This window comes from Novipirellula sp., from assembly GCF_041583735.1.
Lineage (GTDB): Bacteria > Planctomycetota > Planctomycetia > Pirellulales > Pirellulaceae > Novipirellula.
The window spans coordinates 1-8,434 of sequence record NZ_JBFHFD010000376.1 but is presented as its reverse complement, the minus strand read 5'-3'; the positions used below and the strand labels follow the sequence as shown (position 1 = coordinate 8,434).

Below are 8,434 nucleotides of genomic sequence, written 5' to 3'. Positions count from 1 at the left end.
ATGACCTGCTCACACTCGAGAAAGTTGCCAAGCAGGTTGCCGGCAACGATTTCGACCATATCCATCACGTCGCCGTCTTTGATCAGCACCACGTCGAGCAGTCCGTCGACCGGCGAAGCTTCGGGAGCCACTTCGATGCGTCCCGCGTTTGTTTTCCCATTGGCCACAAGTACGGCCCAGCTATCAAAATCACTAATTTTCTGGCCGTCCATTTCCGCATGAACACGAAAGCTTTTCATATCCGCCAGCACGCCAACGGCACCTCGGAGATAGCTGAACGCTCCCCAACGTGATTTGATGTCGTCAGTCAGTTCTTCGGAAACGCGGACACAGTTACCGCCCGCCGCAACGTTGGCGTAATAACGCTCGAATCCGCTGCCGGCGATCCGGACCACATCGATGGGAATCGGCTGGCGATCGAGATATAGTGCCACTGCCTCTTCGATCTCGTCGGGAATGGCGAGCGTGCCAGCGAAATCGTTGGCGGTCCCCAGCGGAATGACCGCCATGCTGGGGCGGCGAGCACTGTCAATTTTCATTAATGCGTTGACGACGGCATTGACGGTTCCATCCCCGCCTGCGGCGAATACGACGTCGCACTCATCATCAAGCTGGTGTTCGATCGTTTCCCGCAGATCCACGTCGCGAGTGATTTGCACCCACGTGGTCGTCGCGGACGGCAACGCCTCGCGAAGCCGTTCGACTTGCTCGGCTTTGCCAGAGCCACGGTTCCAGAAAACGAGGTTGGTCATGGTTCGTTTCTTAATATCCTAGATGATTTTTTCAAGGTAACTTGCGGGGAACTGTAACTCGTACTGCATTTCTTGCGCCTGCGGTTTAGCTTGACACGATGAAATCAGCAATCCTCGAGGGTCGGTTCCAGAGCATGATTCTCAGAGGCACCTTGGATCTGCTAGAATGCAAAAAACATTTCACAACACGCTCCCAATCAGGCTCGACCCATGAGTTCGTTAGATCAGTTAAAAAAACATACCGTCGTGGTTGCGGACACCGGCGATATTGATGCGATCGCCAAACACAAACCGCAAGACGCGACGACCAATCCGTCGTTGCTGTACAAAGCGGCTCAGATGCCACAATACCAATCGTTGCTTGATGAAGCGATTGCTTACGGCCAATCCAAGTCCAGCAGCGAAGAAGGACTGCTCGATGCCATCATCGACAAATTGTCAGTCACGTTTGGTTGCCGCATTTTGGAACTGATCCCAGGCCGCGTCTCGACCGAAGTTGATGCACGGTTGAGCTTCGATACCGAGGGAACGATCAACAAGGCACGCGAACTGATCGAACTATACAAAGAAGCAGGAATTTCGAAGGACCGCATTCTGATCAAGATGGCCAGCACATGGGAAGGCGTCCGCGCTGCCGAGCAACTCGAGAAAGAGGGCATTCACTGCAACCTGACTCTCTTGTTCGGATTCGGTCAAGCGATCGCGTGTGCTGAAGCCGGGGTGACGTTGATCAGCCCGTTTGTGGGCCGCATCTACGATTGGTACAAGAACAAGCGAGGTGTCGATTCGATTGCGGTGTCGGAAGATCCCGGTGTGGAATCGGTCACCACGATTTTCAACTACTACAAAAAGCACGGATACAAGACCGAGGTGATGGGCGCCAGCTTCCGCACCAAGGAACAGGTGATGGCGCTTTGCGGAAGCGACCTGTTGACGATCTCGCCCGATCTGCTCGGCCAACTTGCCGACATCGACGTCGATGTTCCCAAAGCATTGGATGCCGATGCGGCAGCCAAGATGGACATCGAAAAAATCGAGATGAACGAAGCGACCTTCCGCTGGATGTTAAACGAAGACGCGATGGCCACCGAAAAGTTGGCCGAAGGCATCCGCGGCTTCGCAGCCGACCTGGACAAGCTTCGCAGCTACCTAGCCCAGCGAATGGAAGCCGCCTCGGTGTAAGTGGGTGTGTTTTTTCCTCGTAGCGAAACTCGCCAAGAGTTTCGTGCGGTCACCCGGAAAATTGTCGAAGCGTTCACTACTCACAGGGGACGTGCTTTGGGTCTGGCACACGAAAACAATGCGTGCGTTTCAAAAATGCAACCGTCCGCCAAAGCTCGTCCCAACCTTCACCTTGAAATAATCGCATTTGAGGGTAGCCGGGAATTAGACAACCGGTATAGGGATAGCTCGCAAACTCGTCGATCGGTACCAAACCTTTTCGTTCGGGATTGCGAGCGATGTATTCGATCACAGCTTCAATCATCCATTGCTCGCGTTCGTCGTCAATAAGAACGTGATCAAACGATTGAAGTTGTAATACGTATCCAATTCGCTTCAAGCAATCGTTGGTATCTTTACGCAGTCGTTTCATCGCAATCTGCTGGTCCGATTCTTGAGCAAGCCCACACCACAGTAAATGTATGTGGTCAGGCATCAAACAAAAAACGGGACAGGCAATTTGATCACGAAAACCGACATGCGTTAGCACTTCGCGGAATTTGTACAAGAAACGAGCATCGAGCCATCCCACTCTTCGATTTTGGATGGTTAATGTCCAGTGGACCCACGCGAACCCGCGATAATATTCAGGCGGAAGACGCTTGAGTCGCTTTTGATTTTGCTGACTCATCACAGTTTTCGTTACATTGAGTGCGATGCATCCCTCAAGCGTAGCAGATCCGGTGGGCTAAACCGCGAAAAATTTTGCGTCCTGCTTCGCGTCAACGTAAGATGCTTCGCAAAATCCTGTTGCTTTTAAACCATGTGCTGCACTTCACGGTCTGGGCACTTGCTTGGGATCCGTTTCATTCCCCCCGAAAGTCTTCGCGACTTTCGCTACGAAAAGCCTATCCCACGAAAAGCCTATCCCACGTTGGACTGCTTGATGTTGTCGACGAGGCTTTGGACTGCGGGGCTTAACCGACGTCCTTTCTTCCACATGAACGCAATCTGCCGCTCACCTAGATGCCGACGCAATGACTTGACCACTAACCGTCGACATAACTCGCCGTTGACGCGGCCCGCCAACACACCAACTCCCAACCCGGATCGGACGCATGCGATTGTAAACCCACTGTTGTCCGTTTCCGCGACCACGTTTGCCGTCAACCGTTCGCGGTGCAGCGTGTGATCCAGCGCGTCACGTCCGTGCGTTCCTGGCCGCGTCACGACGAGATCATGTTTGACCAGTTCACGCAGGGTGTTGCTGGGCGAAGCCGCAAAGGGATGCCCCTTTTTACAGATCGCCAGAAACTCGACTAAATAAGCCGGCTCGAAATGAATTAGCGGCGATGCGTTTTCATTTTCGGGTTCAAGGGTCAATGCAAGGTCGGCTTCTCCTGACAAAATTAATTCTTCGGCAATCTGATTGTTGCCTTCCCTAAGCACCAACGGATTGTTCCAAGTTTGGCGAAATTGCTGCAGCGGATTGGCGATCTCTTCCATCATCATGCGGACGCCCGCCACGATCGTGATCGGCCGCGAATCACTCTCATTGTCCTCGGCGAGATCAAAAGTCGAATCCAACCCAGCCAACAACTCAGTGACCTGCGAGTACAACTTTGTTGCCATCGCCGTCGCCACCACGCCGCGTCCCGACTTCTCGAACAAATCCGTTCGATACAAACGCTGCAGCGTTTGTATGTGCTGCCACACCGTAGGCACCGAAAGCTCCATCTCGCGAGCCGCCGCCGCATACCCTCCGCGTTCATAGACACACCTAAACGTCTGCAGTTGCTGAACACTCAACTCGCTGGCACGTGACAGAGAACCCGAGGAATGCTTCATCGCCCAGACCATTAGTTATTTATAAACGAACGTTTTGAAGTATTTTATTTTAGCGAACACCAACTTCCATTAGAATCCCATAACGTCAAAGAAACTCCCCCTCGTGACGTTCAAGTCTGCACCCTGGATACCCCATGACCGAGTCCGTCGCAACGCGACAACGATTCCTGTTAGTGCTGTTGCTGTTTCTACATACAGTGAACACCTACATGGACCGCGTCTGCATTTCCGCCGCCAAAGGGCCGATGCAATCGGACATCAGCGGTTTGTCGGACCAGATGATGGGCTATGTGTTTGGCATTTTTGCGATCGGTTATGCTCTTTTCCAAATTCCCGCAGGGATGTTTAGCGATCGTGCGGGGCCACGACTCGCACTGACCATCGTGGTTGTCATCTGGAGCGTATTTACGGCGCTGACCGGAGCGGTGTTTACGGCGATCAGCTTGCTGGTGGTCCGCTTCCTGTTTGGGATGGGCGAGGCCGGTGCTTACCCCGGTGCCACCCGTGCGCTGTACAAATGGTTGCCTGCGAAAGAGCGAGGCATCGGTCAAGGAATTTTCCATTCCGGAGCACGTGTCGGTGCGGCACTCTCGTTGGTCGTGATGCCGGCACTCATCTCGTGGATCGGATGGCGATGGACGTTTGTTGCCAACGGTTTGGTGGGACTGGTTTGGGGCGGCGTTTGGTGGTTTTGGTACCGCAACTCGCCTAGTGACCATCGGGGGACGAACCAGGCCGAGGTCGAGTTGATCGCAACCGGCATCGCGGAACACCAATCCACACCGCTAAGCATTCCCTACATCCAGATCGTGACATCCGCGAACGTGTTGTTGGCGATGTTCCAGTACGCTGCGAGTAATATCACGTTTTTCATCAGTATCACGTGGTTGCGTCCTTATATCGAAGAACGCTGGGGCAGCCAAGCGGCTAATTTGTCGGCGCTTCCGCTCTTGATCGGTGCCGTCGCTCTTTGGCTCTCGGGTACCTTGGTGACGCTGCTTCATAAGCAGGGCATGCCCGTGCTGTCGCGGCGAATTCCCGCGATGATCGGTTTCGCCTTGGGCGCCATTGGGCTTTTGATGTGCACACAAACCGCGGATTCGGAAACGGTTTGGCCGCTGATCCTCTGTTTTTCGATCGCGTTATTCGGAGTCGAAATGACACTCAGCCCGAGTTGGGCCCTTTGTATGGATATCGGTGGAGACCGTAGCGGTGCCGTCTCGGGTGCGATGAACATGGTCGGCAACATGGGCGCGGCCTTGAGCGCTGTGGTGTTCCCGTACTTCGTCGCCAATGTAACGTTGCCTTATTTTGCCGCAGAAACAGGAACCGCAAATTCGTTCTTTGTTTTTGCCGCGACGATCAACGCGTTGGCGATGGTGGCTTGGTTGTTTATGAATCCGCTGAGACAACTACGCGAATTGCCTGCCGGTCAATTACGAGTGCGACTAGCGAGTTTCGCGGTCATGATCGTGGTGGTGATCGCTGCCTTGGTCTACACCAATTTTTTGATGCGGTAAGGGAACATGGCAGATTCAATCAAACCAAAACGCGGAGTCGCTGTGGGAGCGGGCTACTTTAGCCACTTCCATTTTGACGCCTGGAATCGCATCCCAGAAGCGGAACTCGTTGCAATTTGTGATGTCGATCGCGAGAAAGCAAACGGGGCCGCTCGCGAGTACGAGATCGCTAACGCCTACGATGACGTCGAAACGATGCTACGAACCGAAAAGCCCGACTTCATCGACATCATCACGCGGCCCGATTCCCATTTGGACCTCGTTCGCATTGCCGCCGAAGCCGGTGTCGACGTGATCTGCCAAAAACCGCTGTCACCGACCCTCGACGAAGCTGCCGAATTGGTCAACGTCGCTAGCGCCGCGGGTATCCGGTTAATGGTCCACGAGAACTTTCGCTTTCAACCTTGGTATCGCAAAATGCGGGATCTGATGCAACGCGGTGCCATGGGCGAAACGCTCCACTCGCTCAGCGTGCGCACCCGGATGGGCGACGGATGGCAAGCGGATGCCTATCAAGCTCGCCAACCCTATTTTGCCACGATGCCACAATTGCTGGTTTTCGAAACCGGCGTGCACTTCATCGACACGTTTCGATTTCTAGCCGGCGAGATCGATGGTGTCTTCGCATCGTTGCGTCGGTTGAACCCCAACATCGCCGGCGAAGACACTGGGATGATCGTGTTCGAATTCGAGGGCGGTGCACGGGGCCTCTGGGACGCTAGCCGTTACCATGAATCCGAAGCCAAAGATCCCCGCTACACCTTCGGTGAATGTCTGCTGGAGACCGACGGCGGATCGATTCGATTGGCCAGTGATGGGCAGATCACGACCCAGAAACTTGGCCATCCCGTGCAGTCTCACCCTTACGAGCATCATCGCCGTGGCTTCGCAGGCGACTGTGTTTATTTTACGCAAAAGCATTTCATCGACTCGCTATGCAATGAATCGCCGTTTGAAACGAGTGGCGAAGAGTATTTAAAAACCTTGCGAGTCCAAGCGGCAATCTACGAGTCCGCGGAAACCGGATTGCCGGTACGTGGACTTGCCTCAGGAGACGGGCATGCGAATCATTGACCTGACCTTGCCGATCAACAACGACATGCCCGGCGTCGATGTTTCCCCCGCGAAACGGATCAAAACGCATGGCTGGAATGCAACCACGCTGACGCTGTATTCGCATTGCGGCACCCACATGGATGCACCGTGTCACTTTCTGGACGACGGACGGACGATCGACCAACAAGACCTGAGCGTTGTGGTGGGCCCAGCAATCGTCGTCGACTTGTCTCCGGCGACTCCAAAACAATTGCTGACCGTTGATGACTTTGCAAGCGTTGCAAACCAAGTCACCCCAGGGTGCCGGTTGTTACTGCGAACCGATTGGCACAAGCGATTCGGAACGACGGAATATCGCAATGAATTGCCACGAATATCAGTCGAGTTGGCTCGTTGGTTGGTTGATCGCGAAGTCGGATTGATCGGAGTCGAACCGCCCTCGGTTGCCGATGTCAACAATATCGACGAGGTCACCGAGGTCCATCAAACACTCTTCCGTGGAGGCGTCGTCATTCTCGAAGGGCTCGCCAATCTGGACCAATTGACTCAAGGGATCGTTCAATTGGTCGCGTTGCCATTAAACGTCATTGGTGGTGACGGCACTCCCGTTCGCGCGATCGCGATGGAGGAAAATTGAGTGATGACAAAAAAACTTAAAACTACCTCCGCGTCTGCAGTGCTTGGATGTGTCGCCGACGATGTAACCGGAGCGACCGATCTTGCGATCAATTTGGCGCAAGGCGGAATGCGAGTCATTCAGTGGCTGGAAATCCCGACACTCGATGATTTGCAAGTCCACGCGGTCGATGCGGTCGTGGTGGCACTCAAGACGCGATCGATCGCCCCATCCGACGCAATCTCGCAATCGATCGCGGCGATGGAAGTGCTGCGTGACCATGGATGTGAGCGGTTCTATTTCAAATACTGCTCGACGTTTGACTCGACCGAGCATGGCAATATTGGTCCCGTCGCTGAAGCGATGATGGACACGTTGGGTGTCAAACAAACGATCTTTTGTCCCGCGTTTCCGCGCGCGGGACGGACGGTGTATCAAGGGCACTTGTTCGTTGGCGACACGCTGCTTAGCGAATCGGGAATGCAAAATCACCCGCTCAATCCGATGCAGGACGCCAACTTGGTGCGATTCCTGACGCACCAAGTCACGCGTCCTGTTGGGCGGCTTTGTTATCGCGACCTCGCCGACGTCGGCCGCGTCACCGAGTCGCTGCAAACCCAACGTCGCGACAGAATCTCTCATGTTGTGGTCGATTGTGTCGACGATTCGCAATTGCAAACCATCGCTGCGGCGGTCAGCGACATGCCGCTAGTAACTGGTGGATCAGGTCTGGCACGATACCTAGGCGAGGCATATCGGAAATCCGGTCTGGTTGACGAATATCGTGCGGCGAGCGAGTTACCATCGATCTCAGGTCGCAGCTTGATTTTGTCGGGTAGTTGTTCGCAGGCAACCATCCGGCAAGTGGCCAAAGCAAAATCATTTTGCAGTACTTGGCAGCTTGATGTGCTTGAGATTGCTCGCGATCCCAGTGGGTACCAACGACGACTTGCGGCATGGGCCGAGGCCTGTGATCCCCGACGTCCTCTATTGATTTACTCGACCGACGATCCCGAAGGCGTCCGTAGCGTCCAGCAGTCGCTAGGACAAACCGAAGCGGCGCAAGTGATCGAATCGTTTTTAGGCAAAGTCGCAGTGGATTTGACGACCGACGTCGGTGTACGGCGGTTGATCGTCGCGGGTGGCGAAACGTCGGGCGCAGTGGTTCGTGATTTGAGCATTCGTGCCCTAAAAATTGGCCCTGAAATATGTGCCGGTGTTCCTTGGACTCAATCGATTGGCGGGCAACCGCTGGCGATCGCACTCAAATCAGGCAACTTTGGCGATGATAACTTTTTTCACACCGCACTGGAGATGTTGGCATGAGCGAACGAGAATTGCGCGAGCGAATCGCCATGCACGGCCAATCGCTGTTTGATCGTGGAGTTACGTGTGGCAGCAGCGGAAATATTAGCGTCCGTTTGCCAGATGGTATTTTGGTCACGCCCACGAATGTCTGCTTGGGCCGACTTGATCCTGAT

The 8,434-nt window shown here is 54.3% G+C and carries 9 protein-coding genes; 6 read left to right on the top strand and 3 right to left on the bottom strand.

What is annotated here, in order from left to right; translation table 11 throughout:
• A partial coding sequence (locus ABX962_RS23090) for a diacylglycerol kinase family protein (protein WP_372722708.1) occupies window positions 1–752 on the bottom strand: 752 nt, incomplete at its 3' end.
• Window positions 753–962: 210 nt separating this feature from the next.
• Between ABX962_RS23090 and tal the strand changes: the two genes are divergently transcribed.
• Window positions 963–1,934, top strand: coding sequence for a transaldolase (gene tal / locus ABX962_RS23085; RefSeq protein WP_372722706.1), 972 nt, complete (start codon window positions 963–965; stop codon window positions 1,932–1,934).
• Window positions 1,935–2,010: 76 nt separating this feature from the next.
• Here tal and ABX962_RS23080 read toward each other — a convergent pair whose 3' ends face one another.
• Both ABX962_RS23080 and ABX962_RS23075 read right to left on the bottom strand, forming a co-directional pair.
• Window positions 2,011–2,604: a hypothetical protein gene (locus tag ABX962_RS23080; RefSeq protein WP_372722704.1), complete on the bottom strand. Its 594-nt coding sequence runs from the start codon at window positions 2,602–2,604 to the stop codon at window positions 2,011–2,013.
• Window positions 2,605–2,837: 233 nt separating this feature from the next.
• Entirely contained in the window at window positions 2,838–3,761 is a 924-nt protein-coding gene (locus ABX962_RS23075; protein ID WP_372722703.1) for a LysR family transcriptional regulator, read from the bottom strand.
• Between the two features lie 134 nt (window positions 3,762–3,895).
• On the opposite strand from ABX962_RS23075, the gene ABX962_RS23070 reads away from it, so the two are divergent.
• The 5 genes from ABX962_RS23070 to ABX962_RS23050 form a co-directional block, all read left to right on the top strand.
• On the top strand, window positions 3,896–5,281 hold the full coding sequence (locus ABX962_RS23070) for an MFS transporter (RefSeq protein WP_372722701.1): 1,386 nt from the start codon (window positions 3,896–3,898) through the stop codon (window positions 5,279–5,281).
• 6 nt (window positions 5,282–5,287) lie between these two features.
• The gene (locus tag ABX962_RS23065; protein WP_372722699.1) at window positions 5,288–6,355 is read left to right on the top strand and encodes a Gfo/Idh/MocA family protein; all 1,068 of its coding nucleotides are present in this window, start codon (window positions 5,288–5,290) and stop codon (window positions 6,353–6,355) included.
• Window positions 6,342–6,974, top strand: coding sequence for a cyclase family protein (locus tag ABX962_RS23060; RefSeq protein WP_372722697.1), 633 nt, complete (start codon window positions 6,342–6,344; stop codon window positions 6,972–6,974). Before ABX962_RS23065 ends, ABX962_RS23060 begins: the two co-directional genes overlap by 14 nt.
• 3 nt (window positions 6,975–6,977) lie before the next feature.
• Entirely contained in the window at window positions 6,978–8,279 is a 1,302-nt protein-coding gene (gene otnK, locus ABX962_RS23055) for a 3-oxo-tetronate kinase (RefSeq protein ID WP_372722695.1), read from the top strand.
• The coding region (locus tag ABX962_RS23050; protein WP_372722710.1) for a class II aldolase/adducin family protein at window positions 8,276–8,434 on the top strand (159 nt) is incomplete at its 3' end. The genes otnK and ABX962_RS23050, both read left to right, overlap by 4 nt.

Excerpts from the sequence above, each read along its gene's own strand:
- tal (WP_372722706.1), top strand. The coding sequence starts at position 963 with ATGAGTTCGTTAGATCAGTTAAAAAAACATACCGTCGTGGTTGCGGAC.
- ABX962_RS23080 (WP_372722704.1), bottom strand. The coding sequence starts at position 2,604 with ATGAGTCAGCAAAATCAAAAGCGACTCAAGCGTCTTCCGCCTGAATAT.
- ABX962_RS23075 (WP_372722703.1), bottom strand. The coding sequence starts at position 3,761 with ATGAAGCATTCCTCGGGTTCTCTGTCACGTGCCAGCGAGTTGAGTGTT.
- ABX962_RS23070 (WP_372722701.1), top strand. The coding sequence starts at position 3,896 with ATGACCGAGTCCGTCGCAACGCGACAACGATTCCTGTTAGTGCTGTTG.
- ABX962_RS23065 (WP_372722699.1), top strand. The coding sequence starts at position 5,288 with ATGGCAGATTCAATCAAACCAAAACGCGGAGTCGCTGTGGGAGCGGGC.
- ABX962_RS23060 (WP_372722697.1), top strand. The coding sequence starts at position 6,342 with ATGCGAATCATTGACCTGACCTTGCCGATCAACAACGACATGCCCGGC.
- otnK (WP_372722695.1), top strand. The coding sequence starts at position 6,978 with ATGACAAAAAAACTTAAAACTACCTCCGCGTCTGCAGTGCTTGGATGT.